16 protein-coding genes and 1 tRNA gene are annotated in these 20531 nt (G+C 70.4%); 9 read left to right on the top strand and 8 right to left on the bottom strand.

Annotation, left to right across the window (positions count from 1 at the left end; translation table 11 throughout):
* Position 1: 1 nt before the first annotated feature.
* On the bottom strand, positions 2–1048 hold the full coding sequence (locus MFF30_RS05470) for a hypothetical protein (protein WP_238277594.1): 1047 nt from the start codon (positions 1046–1048) through the stop codon (positions 2–4).
* Positions 1049–1324: 276 nt separating this feature from the next.
* On the opposite strand from MFF30_RS05470, the gene MFF30_RS05465 reads away from it, so the two are divergent.
* Together MFF30_RS05465 and MFF30_RS05460 are read left to right on the top strand one after the other, a co-directional pair.
* Positions 1325–1399: transfer RNA gene (locus tag MFF30_RS05465), tRNA-Val, on the top strand.
* 415 nt (positions 1400–1814) lie between these two features.
* The gene (locus MFF30_RS05460; RefSeq protein ID WP_238277592.1) at positions 1815–2069 is read left to right on the top strand and encodes a PilZ domain-containing protein; all 255 of its coding nucleotides are present in this window, start codon (positions 1815–1817) and stop codon (positions 2067–2069) included.
* Positions 2070–2216: 147 nt separating this feature from the next.
* Here the strand turns inward: MFF30_RS05460 and MFF30_RS05455 are convergent, their stop codons facing one another.
* Positions 2217–2933 carry an SDR family NAD(P)-dependent oxidoreductase gene (locus tag MFF30_RS05455; RefSeq protein WP_238277590.1) on the bottom strand — a complete coding sequence of 239 codons (717 nt, stop codon included), beginning with the start codon at positions 2931–2933 and terminating at the stop codon, positions 2217–2219.
* 193 nt (positions 2934–3126) lie between these two features.
* Here MFF30_RS05455 and MFF30_RS05450 point away from each other — a divergent pair, with 193 nt between their 5' ends.
* The 5 genes from MFF30_RS05450 to MFF30_RS05430 all read left to right on the top strand — a co-directional run bounded on the left by MFF30_RS05450 (position 3127) and on the right by MFF30_RS05430 (position 9504).
* Positions 3127–4962 carry a hypothetical protein gene (locus MFF30_RS05450; RefSeq protein WP_238277588.1) on the top strand — a complete coding sequence of 612 codons (1836 nt, stop codon included), beginning with the start codon at positions 3127–3129 and terminating at the stop codon, positions 4960–4962.
* A 307-nt stretch (positions 4963–5269) separates the two neighbouring features.
* On the top strand, positions 5270–6220 hold the full coding sequence (locus MFF30_RS05445; protein ID WP_238277586.1) for a sulfurtransferase: 951 nt from the start codon (positions 5270–5272) through the stop codon (positions 6218–6220).
* 118 nt (positions 6221–6338) lie between these two features.
* Positions 6339–7517: a YeeE/YedE family protein gene (locus MFF30_RS05440; protein ID WP_238277585.1), complete on the top strand. Its 1179-nt coding sequence runs from the start codon at positions 6339–6341 to the stop codon at positions 7515–7517.
* 123 nt (positions 7518–7640) lie between these two features.
* Positions 7641–8465, top strand: coding sequence for a glycosyltransferase family 32 protein (locus MFF30_RS05435; RefSeq protein ID WP_238277583.1), 825 nt, complete (start codon positions 7641–7643; stop codon positions 8463–8465).
* 43 nt (positions 8466–8508) lie between these two features.
* Entirely contained in the window at positions 8509–9504 is a 996-nt protein-coding gene (locus MFF30_RS05430) for a glycosyltransferase family 4 protein (protein WP_238277581.1), read from the top strand.
* 6 nt (positions 9505–9510) lie between these two features.
* On the opposite strand, the gene MFF30_RS05425 is transcribed toward MFF30_RS05430, so the two are convergent.
* Positions 9511–12678 (bottom strand): efflux RND transporter permease subunit, encoded by a 3168-nt coding sequence (locus MFF30_RS05425; protein ID WP_238277579.1) that lies wholly within the window; start codon positions 12676–12678, stop codon positions 9511–9513.
* A 34-nt stretch (positions 12679–12712) separates the two neighbouring features.
* On the bottom strand, positions 12713–13981 hold the full coding sequence (locus MFF30_RS05420) for an efflux RND transporter periplasmic adaptor subunit (protein WP_238277577.1): 1269 nt from the start codon (positions 13979–13981) through the stop codon (positions 12713–12715).
* Positions 13982–14340: 359 nt separating this feature from the next.
* Here MFF30_RS05420 and MFF30_RS05415 point away from each other — a divergent pair, with 359 nt between their 5' ends.
* Entirely contained in the window at positions 14341–14595 is a 255-nt protein-coding gene (locus tag MFF30_RS05415) for a DUF2934 domain-containing protein (protein ID WP_238277574.1), read from the top strand.
* 12 nt (positions 14596–14607) lie between these two features.
* Here MFF30_RS05415 and MFF30_RS05410 read toward each other — a convergent pair whose 3' ends face one another.
* Positions 14608–15549, bottom strand: coding sequence for a DUF6662 family protein (locus MFF30_RS05410; RefSeq protein ID WP_238277572.1), 942 nt, complete (start codon positions 15547–15549; stop codon positions 14608–14610).
* A 329-nt stretch (positions 15550–15878) separates the two neighbouring features.
* Here MFF30_RS05410 and MFF30_RS05405 point away from each other — a divergent pair, with 329 nt between their 5' ends.
* Positions 15879–16166 carry a hypothetical protein gene (locus MFF30_RS05405; protein WP_238277571.1) on the top strand — a complete coding sequence of 96 codons (288 nt, stop codon included), beginning with the start codon at positions 15879–15881 and terminating at the stop codon, positions 16164–16166.
* Between the two features lie 40 nt (positions 16167–16206).
* Here MFF30_RS05405 and MFF30_RS05400 read toward each other — a convergent pair whose 3' ends face one another.
* The 3 genes from MFF30_RS05400 to MFF30_RS05390 all read right to left on the bottom strand — a co-directional run bounded on the left by MFF30_RS05400 (position 16207) and on the right by MFF30_RS05390 (position 20372).
* Positions 16207–16905 (bottom strand): spermidine synthase, encoded by a 699-nt coding sequence (locus MFF30_RS05400; protein WP_238277569.1) that lies wholly within the window; start codon positions 16903–16905, stop codon positions 16207–16209.
* Between the two features lie 118 nt (positions 16906–17023).
* Positions 17024–18484: an MATE family efflux transporter gene (locus MFF30_RS05395; protein ID WP_373320846.1), complete on the bottom strand. Its 1461-nt coding sequence runs from the start codon at positions 18482–18484 to the stop codon at positions 17024–17026.
* On the bottom strand, positions 18453–20372 hold the full coding sequence (locus MFF30_RS05390; RefSeq protein ID WP_238277565.1) for a monovalent cation:proton antiporter-2 (CPA2) family protein: 1920 nt from the start codon (positions 20370–20372) through the stop codon (positions 18453–18455). Before MFF30_RS05390 ends, MFF30_RS05395 begins: the two co-directional genes overlap by 32 nt.
* Positions 20373–20531 lie beyond the last annotated feature (159 nt).

The raw sequence follows: 20531 nt of genomic DNA, 5'->3' as shown, positions 1-20531 counted from the left end.
CTCAGGCGTTCCAGCCCTTCGAGACCGCGTCGCGCACCGCGTCCGCCATGGCAACGTCGAACACCAGCATCTCCTCGGCGGCCTTCATGGTCCGCAGGCGGCCGGCGAGTTCCAGCACCTCGGCGGGGATCGGGGCCGGAACCGGCACCTGCGCGTCAATGCCGAGGCGATCGAGGAGGGTGGCGGCGAAGGCTTCGAAGTAGTCGCGGTGGCCGACGATGCCCATGCGGGCCAGGACCTCGATGGCCACGATAGAATGGCCCGGCATCAGACGGTCGTCCGGCAGCTTGGTGCTGAACTGCCGGGTGAGGGGGTTGTAGAGCATGCGGTAGGCCGATTCCGGCAGCATGCGGAAGAAGCGCTTCAGGCTCCGGTTGTCCGAGAAGTCATAGTCGTTGACCGCCTGGACCGCCTCCTTCAGCTGCCCCGCGCGCCAGGCCTGAGCCGGATCGGCCGTGATGGCGGCGCGCGCCTTCAGCCAGAGCAGGCGGGTCGCCATCTCCACGTAGGGGTCGTGGATCAGGGTCGTGGTGAGGATCTCGTCGCCCACGAAGGACCCTTCGTAGCGCGGCATCAGGATGAGGCCCGAGAAGAACGACGACGTCATCCACGGGCTCTCGAACAGCACCCGCAGGACCTCGTCCGAGAGGGTGCCGACCCCGAAGTAGCTCTGCTGGAAATGGTCGAACAGCACGGACTGGATCGCGCTGTCGCCGGTGATGCTGGTGTCGACCAGAACGACCTTGGCCCGGATCAGGTCGGTCCGCGGCGAGCGCCGGTAGATCAGCACGTTGGTGTCCGCGTCGTAGAGTTCTACGCGCCGAGCCTGGCTGATCCCCGGGGCCTGGGCGTCGGTGATCTCGAACACGCACTGGCCGGTGGAATGCCATCCCTGCAGCCGGATCACGTCGTCGACGAGCCAGGCGTCGAGTTCCGCGACCCGGCGTCCCTCCAGGGCGACGTAAATCCGGCTGATCGCCACCGGATTGTCCGGCGCGACCCAGCACCGGATCAGCGCTCCGAGATCATGGTCGACGTAGAATCGCATTCCTCAACCGATTTTTGCCTCAACCGACGCCTGCTGCGCGGCGGACCCGACACGACCGGATCGGCGACGTCCAGCCGCGCGTCGCGCGCAGGCCATGCGGGCCGCCGTGCCGGCCTTAGCGCATTTTTCATCGCAGTGCAGCGGCATCCGAACCCCGCGCATCCGCGATGCCAAGCACCCTTTCGTGCCCGACGCATCTTCGATGCGCGAGGGGCCTTGCGCCCCCCCGGACCTCCGGCTATAGCCCCCTTCATCGGCGCCGGACGGCACCGGTGAGGGCGCGTAGCTCAGCGGGAGAGCACTACCTTGACATGGTAGGGGTCACAGGTTCGATCCCTGTCGCGCCCACCATCCAGCCTGTTCATGTCATTGGACCTTGTCCAAGACGGGTTGGATAAGCCGGAGACTACCTTGGGTTCAACCAACCTGGGACCGGTTCGGAGCAGGTTCGCAGCGCACGGCGCACAGCGAAATCCGGCCCATCTTCAAGCTCCCCATTAGCAGCAGTTCGGCTCAGCGCCTCTGGTCAAAATCAGGCGTTGACGCATTGCGTTGACCCTCAGGTCCGAGTGGGGCCAGTCGGACGCGACGCTCTCAATCGAGACGTCCATCTCGGCCGGACGAACAGCCGCCGAGTGTCCATCGCGTCGTCGCGGTGTGCGCAGATCTGTGTGGCCGATCCCCGCCGATCATGCTTTCTTAACGGTGCAGTAATCGGCTGAGCGATCAGACTATCCATCAACGCCAGCGGCTGGATGGAAATGGCATGACGAGCTTGGAGCGCAGGGATGCCGTTCGCCGGGACAGATTCCAGACCGGTGAGATTTCGGTCGGCGTCGGCGATCCGCCCGTTCATTGCCTGGTGCACAACAGCTCCGTTCATGGCGCCTTGCTCCAGGTCACATCGACGGAAGGCATACCGGAGCTGCTGATTCTGAGGATCATCTCCAAGAACTATAGCCGCCCATGTGCGGTCGTTCGCAAGACGAAGCATATGCTTGGTGTCGTCTTCCTCGAATGAGAATGCTCCGTTGGGGAAATAGGCTGAGACGGCCGTCTTCCTGCCGCAGCGCCTTCAATCACCGCGACACGAACGGGGCCATTCCGGATCTATTCCCGACCTGATCGCGGGAGCGGGCGGCATTTCCGGCCGATCCGTTGCCGTATGTCAGGCGGGAATCCGTGCCCCGTCCCAGGCGAAGACATGGCCGGTATCCTCCGGCCCGAGACCATCGAGGACCTTCAGCAGGTGAGCGGCGCTCACCGCCGGGCTGAACAGACCAGGGGCGTCCGTGTCCGGCCGGAAGGGTCGGGACAGGGCCGTCGTCACGGTTCCGGGGTGGAGGCCAACCACGATCGCGCCCGGATGGGTGCGCCTGGCCTCCACGGCGAGGGTGCGCAGGATCTGGTTCAGGGCGGCCTTCGAGGCCCGGTAGGCGTACCAACCGCCGAGCCGGTTGTCCTCGATCGATCCGACCCGCGCCGAAAGGGCGGCGAAGCAGCACCGCTCCGCGCGCGGCATCAGGGGAAGGAAATGTTTGGCGACCAGGGCCGGGCCGATCGTGTTCACCGCGAACACGGTCGCCATGGCCACCGGATCGAGGCTCCGGATCGCCTTCTCGGGCGCGACGCCGTCCCCGTGTAGGAGCCCGCTCGCCACGATCACCAGCCCCACCGGACCGTCGCGGGCCACGTCCTCGGCGGCGGCCGCCACCGAGGCCTCGTCGGTCACGTCGATGATACCCGCGCAGGCGGGCGCCGGGGCGGGCACGCCGGATCGCGACAGGGCGAACACCGTGCCGTGAGCGCCCCGCGCCACGAGGGCATCGACGAGGGCGCGGCCGATGCCGCCGGAGGCACCGATCACCACAGCGCTGGTCGTCATGCGTCTTCACCTCGGCTCGGGCAACGATCGGAACGGCAGGCGAGCGACACGTCTGCCATGCCCGGCCTCAACGCGCGGCGACGGGCTTCGGGCGCGCCGCCGGCGGCCGCACCGCCCCCTTAACCTTCTGCTGCGACAATCCCGATGGGTCGAAGGGGCGCCGCCCTGGGCGCACCGGGGGATAGGGAAGCCGGTGAGCACGGCGAACAGCATCACGGCGTCATCCGCCCCGTCCGATCGCTCGGCCTTCGACAACCCGGCGGTCCTCTGGCTGCTCGTGGGGCTCGGCCTCTGGATGCTGTACCCCGTCTCGGGATTCCGGGACGTGGTGGGTGGCCTCGTCCTTCCCGACACCGACGACGCCATGCGCCTCGTCCAGGTCCGCGACCTCCTGGCGGGGCAGGGCTGGTTCGACATGGTCCAGCACCGGCTGATGCCGACGGACGGCGCCAGCATGCACTGGTCCCGCCTTGTCGATGCGCCCCTGGCCGGTCTGATCGGCCTTGCCACGCCCTGGCTCGGCCGCCCAATGGCGGAGGGGCTCGTGGTGGCCCTCTGGCCGCCGGCCCTGTTCGGCCTCTGCCTCGCGCTCGTGTACCGCGCCGTCCGTCCCCGGTACGGCTTCCGCGCCGCCCTGCTGGCGCTCTTCACCGCGACGCAGACCGCGAATTTCGGCGGCCTCTTCGCCTTCGGGCGGATCGACCATCACAACGTTCAGGCGCTGCTCGTCCTCACCCTGGCCCTCTGCCTCGCCGCTCCAGTGCCGACGTTCCACCGGGCGGCCCTCGGCGGCATCGCCGCCGCGACCTCCCTGGCCGTCGGCCTCGAAGCGCTGCCCTTCATCGCGATCGCGGGCGTGTTCCTCATGGGCGACTGGGTCCTGCGGGGCAGGACGGCCCTGCCGGCCCTGTGGGGGTTCGCCCTCGCGCTGGCCGGCACCGGCCTCGCGCTGTTCGCGGTGCAGACCGACCCGGCGCTCTGGCGCGTGACGCGCTGCGACGCGCTCTCGCCGCCCTGGCTCTGGCTCGCCGTCGCGGCCGGCGCCGTCGCGCCGGTCGCGGGCTGGCTCGGCGGATTCCTCGCCACGCCGGGCCGCCGCGCGGGTTTCGCCGCCGCCTGCGGAGCCGTCACGGTGGCGGGGTTCGTGCTCCTCGCGCCGCGCTGCCTGTCGGGACCGTTCCAGGATCTACCGGCCGTGGTCCGCGCCGAGTGGCTGGAGCGCGTCCTGGAGATGCAGCCCTTCCACCGCCTCGTCCTGACGATGCCGGGGGCGGCCCTCGCGTTCGGCGTACCGCCGCTGCTGGCCGGTCTGGTCGCCGTCCACGCGGCCCTGCGCGGGCGGCCCCCGCTGCGCCGGGCCGCGGCCCTGACCGCCGCGTTCCTTCTCACGGGATTCGTGCTCGCGCAGTTCCAGCTGCGTGGCGTCTACATGGCCGGCATCTTCGTCGCCCTGGTGGCCGGCCCGCTGCTGGACCACGCGATCACCCTGCTGGGACGGCCCGTCCGGGCGAGCCGCAAGGTCGCAATCCTCGCCCTGGCCCTCGCGCTGATGCCCCGATCCTGGGCGGCCCTGCTCATGCCCCTTGATCCCGGCGGCGCGTTCCCGGTGGGTGCGAGCGGCGCGGCGACGCGGACCGGGCATGCGGGCACGCAGACCTGCGATGCCGGCGGGGTCCTGTCCGCCCTCGATACCCTGCCGCCCGGCACCATCCTGGCGCCTGTCGACCTTGGCCCCGCGATCCTGCTCCGGACCCGCCACGGCGTCGTGGCCGCGCCCTATCACCGCGCCATCGCGGGTCTAACCGCGTCGGAAGAGGGCCTGCACGGCGACGAGGCCGCCCTGAAGCGCGCCCTCGCGGCATCCGGGGCCGACTACCTCGCCCTCTGTGCGGGCACAGAGGGCGAGTCGCCGGAGGGACGGGCGTTCGCACGGCAACTCTTGACGGGCGCGGCCCCACCCGAATGGCTCGACCGGCTGTCCGACCCCGGCGCCCCCCTGGCCGTCTGGCGATTCCGCCGGGACGGCTGACGCATCCGCGTCGGCGGCCGCCACGTTCGGAAAGCATAAGATAATCCTCCATCCTATCAGGTCTCGCGGCGGAACGCCGTTTTACAAGTCGAGACCAATACGGAATGGCGTTTCATTGACTTGATGGCCTGGCCCACAGAACAATCGCTCCCGGCGCGCCGCTTTCGCGACGCCCGGCAGCGCCCCTTCGATGGGGCGCTGCCGGGCCGGTGTCGAGGCGCGCCGAACCGCCTGCATCCCCCGGGGTGATCTGTCCGTGCACGCTTGGCCGCGCCCGGGATCGCGCCCGCACGACCGGAGTGTCCCCGTGCCGAAAACATCGATCCGCTTGCTCGCCCTTGCCCTCGCCGTGCTCACGCCCGCCGCCGTTCGCGCGCAGGAGCCCGTCGCGGCGCGCCAGGCGGCGGCCGGCCCCCTCGTCAGCACCGCGTGGCTAGAGAAGAACCTCGATGCCAGGGGGTTACGCATCGTCGAGGTCAGCGTCGAGCCGGGTCAGTTCGAGCGCGGGCACATCCCCGGAGCCCAGAACGTCGCATGGCACACCGACCTCGTGGAGACCGTCAGCCGCGACATCGCCGGGCCGGACAAGTTCGCGGCCCTGGTGCGGCGCCTCGGCATCGACCGCGACACCACCGTGGTGCTCTACGGCGACAACAACAACTGGTTCGCGGCTTGGGGCGCCTGGGTGTTCGCGCAGTACGGCCTCGTGGACAACGTCAAGCTGCTGGATGGCGGGCGCAGGAAGTGGGAGGCCGAGAAGCGCCCCCTCGACACGCGGAGCACGGAGGTGGCGGCCTCGCGCTTCGAGGCGTCCCCGGCCTCGCCGGCCCTGCGCGCCCGCCTCTCGGACGTACTGGCCGTCGCCCGCAAGGAGCAGGACGAGCAGATCCTCGACATCCGCTCGCCCGATGAGTTCAGCGGCAAGGTGATCGCGCCGGCCGGCGTGCCCGAGCTGGCGATCCGCGCCGGCCACATCCCCGGATCGGTCAACGTGCCGTGGGGCAAGGCGGTGAACCCGGACGGGACGATCAAGTCGCCAGCCGAGTTGAAGGCCCTCTACGCGGCCGCCGGCATCGACGGGTCGAAGCCCGTCATCACCTCCTGCCGAATCGGCGAGCGCTCCAGCCATTCCTGGTTCGTGCTCAGCCGCATCCTCGGCTATCCGGTGCGCAACTACGACGGCTCCTGGACGGAATACGGCAACACGGTGGGCGTGCCGGTGGTGAACCTCGCCGGCACCGTCTGGGGCGGCAAGTGAGCTGGATACGAGTGGGCGCGCAGAGGTGCAGGACGTCGGTGAACCCGGCACCCGCGGCCAGCCGTCCGGCTGTACAGCGGTGAGCACGGCGGCCACGCGCATGCCGGTGCCTGTGCGAATGCGGGAACGCTGGGGCCTTCCGGCGCGCTTGGGCGCGGCGCTCGCCGTCACGGCGGGACTGGCCTGGGCGGCGCATCGCCTCGCCGAGGAGCCGAACGGCGCCCGCCTGTCCCTGTCGCTGATCTTCGGGGCGCTGTTCGGCTTCGTGCTCCAGCGCAGCCGGTTCTGCTTCTACTGCCAGTGGCGGGACTTCCTGGTCGGGGGCGATCCACGCGGGATGCTCGGCATCCTCGCCGCCCTGGCGGCGGGTATGGCGGGTTACGCCATGATCCTCGGGGCCTGGATGCCCGACCCGTCTGGGGCGCGGCTGCCGCCGGATGCCCATATCGGACCGGTCGGGCCGGTGCTGGCCCTCGCGGGCGCCGTGTTCGGGGGCGGCATGGCTGTGTCCGGCTCGTGCATCAGCGCGCATCTCTACCGCCTCGGCGAGGGCTCGCCGACCGCGCCCTTCGCTCTCCTCGGCACGGGCTTCGGCTTCGCGCTTGGGTTCGCCACCTGGAACCCGCTCTACCTCGCGAGCGTCTCGGAGGCGCCAGTCCTCTGGCTCCCGCGCCATCTCGGCTATGGCGGAAGCCTCTTCGTCGCCCTCGCGCTCCTTGGCGTCCTCGCCCTGGCGCTCCTGCGCCGCCTGCCCGCCCGTGCCCCGGCGCCGGCCTCCGTCACGCCCTGGCAGGCCGTCTTCGTCGACCGCTGGCCGGTCTGGCTCGGTGGCCTCGCCGTCGGCGCCCTCGCGATGCTGGCCTATCTGCGGATCGGGCCACTCGGGGTCACGGCGGAGATCGGCGGGCGGACCCGGCAGGCGGCGGCAGGCCTCGGCCTGCTGCCGGACCGGCTCGAAGGTCTCGACGGCTTCCGGGGCTGCGCCACGGCCGTGCGCGACGCCCTGCTGACGCCCAACGGCCTTTTCATCGGCGGCCTCGTGCTGGCCGCGTTCGCCGCCGCCCTCGCGGCCGGTCAGTTCCGGCCTTCCCGCCCGACGCGGGGCCAGGCCCTGCGCGGCGTCGTGGGCGGCATCCTGCTGGGCTGGGGCGCCATGACGGGGCTCGGATGCAGCGTCGGCACGCTGCTCTCCGGCATCATGGCCGGCGCGGTCTCCGGCTGGGTGTTCGGCCTCGCGATGTTCGCGGGCGCCGCCGCGACACTCCGGCTCGGACGCCGCGCCCGCCTGCTGGCGTGAGCCCCCGCGAAGCGCTGGCGCGACGGGCGGGGCGGGGCGGCGGGGATTTAGCGGTGGCCACTCCGCGGGGCGCGCGATAGAGGAGCGCTCGCACGCAGCGTTCCCGTGGCCCGGCCCCCCGACATGCACGCCCCCCCGCATCGCCCGCCCGCGCCGCTGTCGCCCATCGTGACGTACTGGGAGGGGCCGGTCAGCTGGCTCGAACGGCTCAGCGCGGCCTCCATCGCCGCCGCCGGCCACGAGTTGCGGATCTATACCCACACCGTCTCCGACCTGCGCGGGCAGGGCCTGCCCGGCAGCGTGCATGACGTCCGCGAAATCCTCGGCCCCAACCCGATGGCGGACCTGTACCGCGCCCGCCGGTCCTACGCATTCTACACGGACTACGTGCGGCTCGCCCTGCTACGGAACGGGCGCGGCATCTGGTCGGACCTCGACTTCGTCTTCCGCCAGCCGCTGCGGACCGATACGGAGGGGGGCGACTACGTCTTCGGCTGGCTCAACCCGAACCGGATCAACAACGCCATCCTGCACGCGCCAGCGCAGTCGGAGCTGCTCGCGCGCTACTGGGACGCGATCACCCGCGTGCCGATCCGGACGCCCTGGGCCACGGGGCATATCCGCGTGAAGCGGAGCCTCGAGATCCTGGCCGGCCGGCGTTTCCCGATCCAGCCCGAACGGCTGGCGATCGGTCCCCGGGCGCTGACCTACTTCATCCGCCGGCTCGGCCTGACGCAGCACGCGCGGGCCAAACCGGCTTTCTATCCCCTCGACGACGACGAGGCCCATCTGCTGACGCAACCGGACGACGCCCAGGCCCGTGCCCGGATCACCGCCGAGACGGTGGCGGTCCATGCCTGGCGCGGCAAGCTCTGGTCGATCGGCCAGAGCGCGCCGCCCGCGCCCGCGTCCTGGCTCGGGCAGCGCCGCCGGGAACTCGGCGTCTGAGCCGGGACCTCATCAAGTCGAGCGGAACGCCAGGAGGAGCCGGATGCGCCGGGCCACGTTCATCTGCGCGACCCGCGTGGAATTCGGCATCGACACGCCGGCCACGGTCGGGCTCGGCGGCATCGAGAGCACCAACATTGCCCTGGCCCGCGCCCTCGCGCGGCGGGGCTGGGCTGTCACCCTCGCCACCCGCCGCACGGGCAGCGTGGAGCGGGACGGGGTCCTGAACGTCCCCCTGGCCGAGGCGGGGCGGCACCCCGCCGATGCGGTCGTGACCAGCAACGACCCACGGCCGCTGCGCGACTTCCCCGATGCGCGCCGGATCGTCTGGGTGCACAACCCGATCAACCTGGAGAAGGCCTTCCGGAAGCGCTACCTGCTGCCGATCCTGGCCCTGCGCCCGGACGCGGTCTTCGTCGGCAGCATCGCGGCCGCATCCATGTCCCCGGTCTTCGCCTATCGCCGCCGCCGGGTGATTCCGCACGGGATCGCGCCGGCCTTCCGGGAGCCCGAACCGACGCGCGGGACCGGCCGCGACTTCGTCTACGCCTCTCAGCCCCAACGCGGGCTGGAGCGCGTCCTGACACTCTGGCGCACGGTGCCGGCGATCGCCGCGACCGGGGCGCGGCTGCACGTCTTCGGCTCGGATTACCCGGCCTCGACCGACACCGGAGGGCCAGTGGTCTTCCATCCCCGCGTCGGCGCCGCCGCGCTGGCGGCCTTCTACGCCCGGGCGCGCGCGATGGTCTGCCCGGGCTCGGTGGACGAGACTTTCTGCCTCGCGGCGGCCGAGGCGCAGGCGATGGGCCTGCCGGTCATCACCGCCGGCATCGGCGCCCTGTCCGAGCGCGTGCAGCACGGGGTCAACGGCCTGATCGCCCCGACCGACCGCGATCTGGCCGAGGCGATCGTTCAGGTGGCCGGCAATGACGCGGTCTGGTCCGCTCTCAGCGCCGGGGCGCTCCTGCAACGCACGGCGCTGACCTGGGATCGGGCCGCCATCCTGTGGGAGGCGGTGCTCGACGACGCGCGGGCCTGAACGTCCTCAGACCGTTGCCTGCACCGGCGCATGCGCCTCGACGGCGCCGTCCCCGTCCGCCAGCGGCTCCGGGCGACGCCGGGACAGGGTGACGATCAGGACCGGCAGGATGAGGAGGATGAGCAGCGGCGCCAGGCTCATTCCACCGACGACCACCAGCGCCAGCGGCTTCTGCACCTGCGAGCCGACGCCGTTGGAGAAGGCCGCCGGCAACAGGCCCACGCCGGCCACCACGCAGGTCATCACCACCGGGCGCATCTGGGTCAGGCAGGTGCGCATCATCGCGCGCATGCGCTCCTCGCCCTCGGCGATGAGGCCGTTGTAGTGCGAGAGCACGATGATCCCGTCCATCACCGCGATGCCGAGGAGCGCGATGAAGCCGATGGCGGCGGAGACGCTGAAAGGCGTCTCGGTGAGGACGAGGGCGAGCACGCCGCCCGCCACCGCCATGGGAATGACGCTCAGCGCCAGCAGCATGTCGGTGATGGAGCCGAAATTCACGAAGAGCAGGATCGCGATGAGGCCGATCGCGATCGGCACCGTCACGGAGAGGCGCGCCAGCGCACCCTGCATGTTGTTGAACTCGCCCACGAGTTCGAGGCGGTAGCCGCGCGGCAGGCTGACCTCGTTGGCCACGCGCGCGCGCGCCTCCAGGATCGCGCTGCCGAGGTCGCGGTCGCGCACGCTGAACTTCACCGGCAAGTAGCGCTCCTGCCCCTCCCGGTAGATGTAGGCCGGCCCGGAGACCAGGGCGACCTGGGCGACCTCGCTGAGAGGCACCTGCATCAGGACACCGCCCGGGCCTTGCCCCGAGATGCGCAGGCCACGGATCGAGGCCATGCTCTGCCGGAACTGCTCGGCGAGGCGGATGACGATGGGGTAGTGGCGGTCCGAGCCGCTGTCGTAGAGGTCTCCGGCGCTGTCGCCGCCGATGGCGGTGCGGACCGTCGCGTTGATGTCGCCTGGGGTGAGGCCGTAGCGGGCCGCGCGGACGCGGTCGACGTCGATCTGCACCGTCGGCTGTCCGAGCGAGGTGAAGACGCCGAGATCGGTGACGCCGGGCACCTTTCGAAGACTCGCCTCCACGCGGTTGGCGACCTCCGTCAGGGTTTCGAGGTCGGGCCCGAACACCTTGAAGGAGTTCTCGCCCTTGATGCCCGAGACCGCCTCCGCGACGTTGTCCTGGAGGTACTGAGAGACGTTGAACTCGACGCCGGGGAACTCCACGCGCAGCTTGTCGAGAAGGTCGCCGAGCATCCGCTCCTTGGTCACCCCGGGGCGCCACTTCTCCGTCGGCCTGAGGGGGGCGAAGAATTCGCCGTTGAAGAAGCCGGCGGCGTCCGTGCCGTCGTCCGGGCGGCCGTGCTGCGAGACCACGCTCTCCACCTCCGGCACCGCCGCGATGATGCGGCGGATGCGGTTGACGTAGAGGTTGCCCTCTTCCAGCGAGATCGTCGCCGGCATGGTGGCGCGCAGCCAGAGGTTGCCCTCCTCGAGCTTGGGCAGGAATTCGAGACCGAGCTGGCGCCCGGCGAGGCCGACGCCGACGGTCAGGATCGCCGCCAGGCCGAGGGTGAGGAGGCGGTTGCCGAGGGCAGCTCGAATCGCCGGCCGGTAGAGCCGCTCCAGGGTCCGCACCAGGATGGTCTCGACCTCCTCGACGTGGTCCGGCAGCAGGTAGGCCGAGAGGACGGGCGTCACCGTGAAGGTGGCGATGAGTCCGCCGAGCAGGGCGTAGGCGTAGGTCTGCGCCATCGGCCCGAAGATGTGACCCTCGACGCCCGTGAGCGTGAAGAGCGGCAGGAAGCCCGTCACGATGATGATGGCGGCGAACACGATGGAGCGGCTGACGTCGCTCGACGCTCCCACGATCCGGGCGAGCTTGCCCTTCAGGCCGGGGGGAGACCGATAGCCGGGCGGATCGCCGTGGCCGGACAGGCGACGGAAGATCGCCTCCACCATGATGACGGTGCCGTCGACGATCAGACCGAAATCGAGGGCGCCCACCGAGAGGAGGTTGGCCGATTCACCCCGCACCACCAGGATGATGACGGCGAAGAACAGCGCGAAGGGAATCGTCGCCACCACGATGAGGGCGCTGCGCAGGTTGCCGAGGAAGAGCCACTGCACGATGAGGATCAGCACGATGCCGACCAGCATGTTGTGCAGGACCGTGTGGGTGGTCACCGCGATGAGGTCGGCCCGGTCGTAGATCCGCTCGATCCGCACGCCGGGCGGCAGCAGGCCCATGGTCTCGATGCGCGACACTTCCGCCTGCACGGCCTCGATCGTGGGCGTGCTCTCCTCGCCGCGCCGCATCAGCACGATGCCCTGCACGATGTCGTCGTCGTCGTTCATGCCCGCGATGCCGAGGCGTGGCTGGTGTCCGATGGTAACGGTGGCGACGTCCTTGACCAGCACCGGTGCGCCGCCCGACTGCGTCAGTACGGTATCGCCGATGTCGTCGGTCGAGCGGATCAGGCCGACGCCGCGCACCACGGCGGACTGGGTCCCGAGGTTGATCCGGTTACCGCCGACGTTGAGATTGCTGTCGTTGAGGGTCTTGACGATGCCCGAGAGGGTCAGCCCGTAGGCGGTGAGGCGCTCGAGATCGACGGAGATGTCGAAGGTCTTGGTCTTGCCGCCCCAGCCGATCACGTCGATCACGCCCGGCACGGCGCGAAAGCGCCGGCGCAGCACCCAGTCCTGGAGCGATTTGAGGTCGAGGACGCTGTAGCCCTCCGGAGCGGTGAGCTTGTAGCGGAAGATCTCGCCGATCGGACTCACGGGCGAGATGGTGGGCTTGGCCCCATTGGGCAGGGCGTCGAGCTGGGCGAGGCGATTGAGCACCTGCTGCTCGGCCTCGCGATAGCTGAACTCGAACCCGAACTGCAGCTTCACGTCCGAGAGGCCGTAGAGGGAGACGGAGCGCACCTGCTTCAGGTTGGGCAGGCCGGAGGTGATGACCTCGATCGGCACGGTGACGTAGCGCTCGATCTCCTCGCCCGAGAGCCCGTTCGCCTGGGTGATCACGTCGATCATCGGCGGGGTCGGGTCGGGATAGGCCTCGATGTTGAGGGTGCGGAACGCCACCAGCCCGCAGACGAGCAGGAGCACGAAGGCGAGCACCACCAGCGCACGCTGGCGCAGCGCGAGAGCGACGAGACCGTTCATGAAGGGTGTTTCCCCGCGGTGGAGCGCTGACGGATCAGCTTCGCGTCAGCATGCGGTCGATGAACAGCGAGCCGCGCGAGATCACCCGCTCGCCCACCGCGAGCCCCTGCAGGATCTCGATGTTCCCGCCGTCGATGATGCCGGGCCTGACCCGGCGGCTCTGCACCACGTTGCCGGCGCCCAGGACCCAGACGCTCGCCTTGGGGCCTTCCAGCACCACCGCGCTGCGGGGCACCGAGGGCGACACGGTCTCGCGCTCGTTGATGATGCGCACGCTGGCGTACATCTCCGGCTTCAGGAGGTTCTCGGTGTTGTCGATGTCGGCCCGCACGGTGATGCGGCGGGTCGCCGGATCGACGGAGGCGCCGATGAAGTTGATCTGGCCGTCGAAGACCCGCTCGGGAAAGGCGAGCACGCGGAACTTGATGCGGTCGCCGAGATCCACCCGCGCCGCGTCCGGCTCGCGCAGCTGCGCGATGAGCCAGACCTTGGAGAGGTCGCCGATGATGTAGGAGGGATCGCCGCCGCCGCTGCCGACATACTGGCCCGGGCCGATCTTGCGCTGGATGATGGTGCCATCGAGGGGCGCGTTGATCGCCGTCTCGGGGTTGATCGAGCCCTTCTGCAGATTGGCGACCTCGTCGTCGCGCAGGCCGAGGATGCGCAGGCGGCTGCGCACCGCCTCCAGGCCCACCTCCGCGGTACGGGCGTCGTTCGTGGTCGAGGTCAGGTCGTTCTGGGCGTTCTGGAGTTCGCGCAAGGTGGTGACGCGGGACTCGTAGAGGTCGCGCAGGCGCTTCTCGGCCGCCTGCGACAGGGCGAGCTGCGAGCGGGCCTTGTTCAGGACGTTCAAGGCGGCGAGGTAGTCGTTCTGCGCCTGGACCATCTCGTTGGCCTGAAGGGAAAACAGGCGCTGGCCCTTCTTCACGCGCTCGCCGGTACGGGCGAAAATGGAGACCACGCGCCCCGGATAGGGCGAGAAGACCGGCGTGGCCTGGTACTCGTCGACGCCGATCTTGCCCTCGGTGTTGATCTCCTCGGAAAACAGGTGCTGCTCCACCGACGCCACGGTGACGGCGGCGAGCTGGTCCGGCGTGAGGACGAAATCGGCATTGGGTGCCGGGCTCGAATTGGCCGCGTTGGTCGGCGCCGCCCCGGCCTGGGTTCCGGCGGGGGTTCCGGCGAGGGTTCCGGGAAGCCAGAGGGCGCCGGCGATGACCAGGACCGCGCCCGTCAGGATCGCGACCTGCGTGCGCTTCCGGAAACCGGAGACCGGAGCCAGCGGAGAGGCGTGTTCACTCATGCGACGGATCTCGTGCCCAGCCGCAGCCGCGGACGACACCGGTGGGACCGCGGCGCACGGCCGCAATCCAGTTCGATGCCGTGCGGCCGAAGGGCTCCAGGAGGAGTTTGACGCCCGGGCGTAGCGTCGATCTCTGACGCATTGATGAAGGTTGGCGTCGAAAACAAGGCGTGGCGCTGAGAATCCGCGCCGGTTGTTTCGCATGGGCGCATGTCGCACGAATCGGGCGGGAATTGCTCTGTGTAAAGGAACCTTCGCATCCCCCGTGCGATGGCTCCGCGCCGACCGTCGCGAGGGCCTCGTCACGGGACGCGGATCGGATCACCCTCCAGAACGTCGGCCCGCCAGGGTCCTTGTCCATGCCATCTCCCCCCGACATCACCTCTCGTGAGATCACCTTCGAGGAGATCCGAGAGCGCGCCTACGATTTGTGGGAGCGCCATCATCGCCCGGAGGGGTTCAGCATCGAGCTCTGGCTGATGGCCGAGCGGGAGTTGCGGGCCGAACGGGAAGGACGCCGGCCCGGCAGGCCGGAGCCCGAATCCGCGCCGGCCCCGGCGGAGCCCGGCACAGCGGCGAAGCCTAAGGCTTCGCTGGAGCGAATCGCCTCCTGAGCGCGCCGGCCCTCAAAACTCCATACCGAATTTGACGCGCAGGTTCTGGCGCTCGAACTGGTCGAGGCCGAGCCTACGCCCGGTGAGGTCGGGGCCGGTGTCCCGGCCCCGGACCTGCCCGGCATAGGCCACGGTCAGCCAGGTCTTCTCGGTGAAGCGGTGGTGCAGGGCGGGCCCCAGGAAGAGGGCCTCGCTCTCCAGCTTGTTCAGGAACGTGCCCGCGTAGCCGCGCAGGTAGCGCAGTTCGGGTCCCAGATAGGTGTTCTCGCCGATCCGCGCGACGAGGGCGTTCGACCAGAGCAGGGTAGAGGAACGGTAGCCCGGGCCGTTGCCCAGCTGGCGCCCGGCCGCCGGCTCGAAGCTCAGATTGCCGCCGTACCAGAGCTTGTTCGGCACGATCTGGACATCGAGCTGAAGCACGCTCTCCATGTCGAAGATATCGGCGCCATTGCCCTCGATGGGCAGGACGCGGCTGAAGCGCGGACGCAGCTCGACCGCGAGCCCCAGGGGCTGCTCCGCCGAGCCTTTCAGGAACTGGTACTTCACCTCCACGGAAATGCCGTCGAACGTGCCGTACGACTTGTCGTCGAGGCCCACGATGTTGCGGGACGTGCGCAGGTTGCCGAAGGCGCCGAGCTCGATGCTCAGCTTGTCGATGGGGTTGAACTGGTAGCCGAGCTTGGTGTCGAGGACGCGGTAGCGCGATCCGCCGGGGCCGGCGGCGCGCTTGCCGAAGCGGGATATGGTGTCGAGCACGACCTCCTGCTCGCCCTTCTCGCCGGCATCCGCCCCCTCCGTGAAGCCGAACAGGTGCTCGGTGTCCACGTCCTTGGCGGAACTCTGCCCCTTGTCGCCCGAGGCGGACGCGCCCTGCTTGCCCGGCGCATCGTCCTGTCCGGCCCGGGCCGGGTCCTCGCTCTGGAACGCCAGTATCGCGAGGGATAGCACGGCCACGGGGACAAGGTGAGCGGCAAGCCACCCGATGCAACTCGAAGACATGAAACGCCACCCTGCCGCTGCCGACCGGTCCTGGAAGAACCGACCGCCCCGCAACGTCTTAGAGACGTGGTTGCGAAGCTTGCCTGCACCTTGGATGGCACAGCGCCCGAAAATGATGAAGACCGGGGATTAATTTCGAACGCCCCGGCATTCCGCCGGAGTGCAGGGGCGGCGGGTCCTTCCGCTTCAGCCGTCCCGGTCCGGGTGATGACGCAGGGCGGGCCGGGGATGGAACGGGGCGGGCGGGACACTGTTTTCCTCCCGGCATCGGCTGGGAGAACATCATGCGGATCACTGCAACGGCATCGGCGCTCGCGCTCCTCACCTTCGGGAGCGTGGGAGCGGCGGAGGCCAAGGGCTGCATCAAGGGCGCCATCATCGGTGGCATCGCCGGCCATTACCTGGCCGAGCGCGGGGTCGTCGGTGCCGTGGCGGGCTGCCTCGGCGGCCGCTACCTCGCCAATCGCCAGGCTCGGCGCCAGCGCGAGATCGATTACGGCTCGCGCGTCCAGCCCCGCGACACCGGCTACGGCCCGGGCCAGGGCGCCGGCCGCCGCAGCTACAGCTACTGACGACCGGGCGCCGCCGGCGGGACCTTCCCGTGGGGCGGCGTCAGGCCCCGATCGCGGCCTCGGGACGGACCGCGAACCAGAGCACGTGACGGGGGCCGAGGGGGCCCCCGTTCGCATAGATGCGCGCCTCGTCGACGGTGAAGCCGTGCAGGCGCAGGCGTGCCTTGAAGCGCCGGTCGGGCTTGCCCGACCAGACCCCCAGAACGCCGCCGCGCGTCAGCGCGTAATGCGCGCGCCGCAGGCCCCAGCGGTCGTAGAGCCGGTCGTTCTCCCGCCGGGTCATGCCCGAGGGACCGTTGTCGACGTCGAGCAGGATCGCGTCGAATCGCTCGGGCCCCGACTGGATCACGCGGTTCACGTCGTCCTGGACGATCTCGACGCGCGGATCGTCCAGGCTGTCTCCGAACAGGTGCGCGAGGGGGCCGCGTGCCCAGGCCACCACGGCCGGGACGAGTTCGGCGACCACCACGCGGGCGTCGGGCCCCAGCGCGTCGAGGGCGGCGCGCAGGGTGAAGCCCATGCCCAGGCCGCCGATCAGAATGCGGGCATGCGGACGGTCGCGCAGGCGGGCGCAGGCCATCGTCGCGAGCGCCTGCTCGGAGCGCCGGTCCAGGTTCGTCATCAGCTCCGCCTTGCCCACCTGGATCGAGAAGGCCTCGTCCTGCCGCAGGAGGTGGAGAATGGTGCCCGTCCCGGGGATGGGCGCGCTGTCGAGGTGAACCCAGGGGCTCGCGGACATCAAGGTGAGGCTCCGGACGCGGCGTGGCCGCGAGGCCTCGGCCGAAACCGGGGGTCGCGTCAAGCTCGGCCCCCGCGACCCTTTAGGAACCTGGCGGGCGCGGAATGCGCCCGGTGGATCAGACCAGGGCGCCGGATTGCGCCGGCGCGGCGGCCCGGGTGGCGTCGGGACCCGGGTTGGGGGTCTCGCCGGCGTCGCGCTCCACCACCGGAGGCGCGGCGCGGCGCTCCAGGGTAGCGATGGTGCGGAAGGCCAGGACGATGCCGGCCAGACCGAACAGGACCGAGCCGAGGCCGACGCCCGCGATGACGCCCTTCGGCCCGTAGAGATGGGCGCCGAGGAGGGCGGGCGGCACCGTCCCCAGGGTGGCGCGGCCCCAGTTCAGGGCGGTGGAGTAGAACGGGAAGCCGAGGTTGTTGAAGGAGGCATTGGCCAGGAACAGCAGTCCGGTGAAGAACCAGACGCCGCCGCTGACGAGGCAGAAGAACGTGAACAGCTCGGCCGCCAGGCCCTGAAGGGCGAACAGGCGCGTCAGTGGCGCGGCCCCGAGGGCCAGGGCGACCCAGACCACAAGGACGTAGACGGCCGTGACCAGGGTGCCGTCACGCAGCACGCCGCGCATCCGGTCGAAGCGACCCGCGCCCCAGTTCTGTCCGAGGATCGGGCCGATCGAGCCCGACATCGCGAACAGGCCCCCGAAGGCCACGGGGGTGAGGCGGTCGACCACCACGTTGCCCGCCACCGCCACGGCGCCGAACTTGGCGAGCGCGTGCGCGATGAAGGCGCTGGCCACGGAGGGCGCGAGGTTGGTGAGTACGGCGGGCAGGGCGATGCGCATCATCACGGGGGCGTCCGCGACTATGTGGGCGAGGCTGGGACGCGCGAGGAGGCGGTGCTGGCGCACGCCCCAGAGGCCCACCAGCGCGAAGGTGGCGCGGGCCACGCAGGTGGTGATGGCGGCCCCGTCCACGCCGAGCCCCGCCCCGAAGATCAGCAGCGGGTCGAGGCCGGCGGTGACGATGGCCCCACCGAGGGTGACGTACATGGCCTGTCGCGCGGCACCGACGGCGCGCAGCAGGCCGGAGAACATCATGCCCGGCCCCATCAGGAGATTGGAGGGCAGGGTGATCCAGAGGAAGCGGATCGCCACCGGCATGGTCTCGGCATCCGCGCCGATCCAGCCCAGAACATGCGGCAGGAAGGGCAGCATCATCAGGATCAGGGCGCCCGAGATCACGAGGCCGTGGATGGTTCCGGAGGTGGCGAGGCGCCGCGCACCCGCCTCGTCCCCGGCGCCGATCGCCCGCGAGACCAGGGCACCGGCCGCGATCATCAGGCCGATGTTGATGGCGATGGCGAAGAACTGGACGATGGTGGCGAAGCCCACCGCCGCGGTCAGGCTGGGGTCGCCGAGCTTCGAGACGTAGAGCAGCGAGAGGAAGTCGACGACGAAGATCGCCATCAGCCCCACCGAGCCGGTGGCGCTCATCGTCACCACGTGACGCAGGATCGAGCCTTGGACGAAGCGGGCGGAATCTCGGGTCGCCTCAGGCATCCGAATGCGCGTCCTGGGCGGCATGCGCCGGAGTTTGGGTGACCGGCGCTTCGAGGGTGCGCGTGGCCGCCTCGCGCGTCTTCGAACCGATGATGCCGCGGGTCTCGGCGTTGAGGGCGCGGGAGGGCCGCTGCGGCTCCGTCAACGGCTCCGGCTTGATCTCCGAGACACCGCGCGTCCAAAACGTGGCGTCCGGCGCGGCGCCGGCCTGCTGCAGCACGAGGCGGGCGATGTCGCGCTTGCGCACGTCCTCGGCGGTGGCAGTGGCCGCCTCGGCGCTGAGGCCGAGGCCCTCCAGGGTGGCGCGCCCGAAGGCGAGGGCGGATTCGACCGTTTCGCGCAGCTGGAAATCCACGTCGCGGTTCATGAGTTCGACGGCGTGCATGCGGTCGTAGGCCCGGACGTAGGTGCGCACGCTGGCGAATTCCTCATGCACGATGTCGACGATCTTGAGGGCCGCCTCGCCATCGTCGACGCAGACGCAGAGGAGTTCGGCCCGGCCGATGCCGGCGGCACGCAGCACGTCGAGGCGGGTGCCGTCGCCGTAATAGATGCGGAAACCGAAGCGGGAGGCGCTTCGGATCTGCTCCACGTCCTTGTCGATCACCGTGACGCTGATGCCCTCCGCGAGCAGCACCTGGGTCAGGATCTGCCCGAAGCGCCCGAAGCCGATCACGAGGACGCGGGCCTCGGTGCTCTCGATCGCCTCCGGCGTGGTCTCCGGCCCCTCGGGACGCCGGGCCAGCACGGTGTCGAGGGCCTTGGCGGCCACGGGCCCGACCAGCATGGTCAGGGCCGCCAGCGCCACGGCGAAGCGCGTGCCCGCCGGATCGACGAGGCCGAGCTCGCCGCCGGCCGGCAGCAGCACGAAGGCGAACTCGCCCGCCGGAGCCAGGATGGCGCCGCCGCGCACCGCGTCGAGCCAGGGCGAGCCGAACAGGCGGAACAGGCCGGCGACCAGCGCGACCTTGAGCAGGATCGCGCCGGCCGTCGCGCCCAGCAGGGTCGGCCACTCGGCCTTGAGCAGGCCGCCGTCGATCGACATGCCGACGCTCATGAAGAACAGACCGAGCAGCATGCCGCGGAACGGCTCGATATCGGCCTCGAGCTGGTGGCGGAAGTTCGATTCGGCCAGCAGAACGCCGGCCAGGAAGGCGCCCATCGCCATCGACAGGCCGACATGCTCCATCAGCATCGCGGTGCCGAGCACCACCAGGAGAGCGGCCGCCGTCATCACCTCGCGGGCGCCGCTGGCGGCGAGCAAGCCGAAGAACGGGTTGAGGCCGTAGCGCCCGACCAGAACCACGGCGAGGATCGCCGCGCCCACCGTGCCGGTGGATTGCAGGGCGGCGAGCAGCCAGCCGTCGCCGCCGCTCGGGCCGGACGCGGCGAAGAGGGGCATCAGGGCCAGGATCGCCACTACGGAGATGTCCTGGAACAGCAGCACCGCGAAGGCGCGCCCGCCATAGGGCGTGCCCATGTCGCCGCGCTCTTCCAGCAGCTGCAGGGCGACCGCCGTGGCCGAGAGCGCCAGCGCGATGCCGATGACGAGGCTCGCCGCGGGCTTGGCGCCCATCAGGATGCCGACGCCGGCGAGCGCGGCCGAGCAGACGAAGAGCTGGGCGGTGCCGAGCCCGAAGATGTCGCGCCGCATGGAGACGAGACGGGAGATCTGGAGTTCGAGGCCGACGATGAAGAGCAGCAGCACGACGCCGAGTTCGGCGACGCTCGCCGCCGTTTCGGGCTCGGCGATCAGCGAGAAACCGAACGGCCCGATCACCACGCCCGCCACGAGGTAGCCGAGCACGGCGCTCTGTCCGATAAGGCGGAAGATCGGCACGCCGATCACCGCCGCCGACAGGAACGTCAGCACGGGCGGCAGGAAGCTGACGTGGGTCGCGGCGCTCGCCATGGGACTCCGGAGCTCGGGTACTCGCGCTGGATAAGGACCGACTCGATCGCGATCGATCCAAGAGTGCCGGGCCGCCCGTCTTAACCACCGGGGGGCCGCCCGTCACGTCGGCACAGCCCTTTGCAGTCCCGTCACTCGCGCTCCACCGTGCGAATCGGC

It is taken from the genome of Methylobacterium goesingense (assembly GCF_022179225.1).
In the GTDB taxonomy this organism is placed as follows: Bacteria; Pseudomonadota; Alphaproteobacteria; order Rhizobiales; family Beijerinckiaceae; genus Methylobacterium; species Methylobacterium goesingense.
Note: the sequence above shows the minus strand (reverse complement) of the source record. Positions and strands in the feature narration are given on the sequence as shown.